We start from the raw sequence: 550 nt of genomic DNA, 5'->3' as shown, positions 1-550 counted from the left end.
GTTGCGAAAATTTGAGAGACTCGAACACACATTAACTGTGTGTCGTTTCAATTTTCAGCTTGATCCAGATTTTTAAAGAGCAAAACTTCGCAGTGAACCTTTTCAGGTACACTCTGAAGTTTTCTTGGGTTTTGCAGTAAATATGGTGGAGCTATGCGGGATCGAACCGCAGACCTCCTGCGTGCAAAGCAGGCGCTCTCCCAGCTGAGCTATAGCCCCATCGTAGTTAATCTCATCAACCTTAATTCGTTCTGAGACAAGGCGTGGTAACGCGAAGCATACATCAGTATGTGAGCGTTGCCGCAACGCAGTATCAGAAGGAATTTGGTAGGCCTGAGTGGACTTGAACCACCGACCTCACCCTTATCAGGGGTGCGCTCTAACCACCTGAGCTACAAGCCTGCAGAGATTTTTTACTGCTAATTTTCATCAGACAATCTGTGTGGACACTACAAAGGCAGGTTCTTTAAGGTAAGGAGGTGATCCAACCGCAGGTTCCCCTACGGTTACCTTGTTACGACTTCACCCCAGTCATGAATCACAAAGTGGT

2 tRNA genes and 1 rRNA gene are annotated in these 550 nt (G+C 46.9%); all 3 read right to left on the bottom strand.

Features of this window, described 5'->3' with window-relative positions:
• Positions 1 to 143: 143 nt before the first annotated feature.
• Positions 144 to 219: transfer RNA gene (locus ACERJC_RS25485), tRNA-Ala, on the bottom strand.
• A gap of 106 nt (positions 220 to 325) precedes the next feature.
• A tRNA-Ile gene (locus tag ACERJC_RS25480) sits at positions 326 to 402 on the bottom strand.
• Between the two features lie 70 nt (positions 403 to 472).
• A 16S ribosomal RNA gene (locus ACERJC_RS25475) occupies positions 473 to 550 on the bottom strand; the annotation flags it as partial.

The organism is Citrobacter telavivensis, from assembly GCF_041807075.1.
In the GTDB taxonomy this organism is placed as follows: Bacteria; Pseudomonadota; Gammaproteobacteria; order Enterobacterales; family Enterobacteriaceae; genus Citrobacter_A; species Citrobacter_A telavivensis.
Note: the sequence above shows the minus strand (reverse complement) of the source record. Positions and strands in the feature narration are given on the sequence as shown.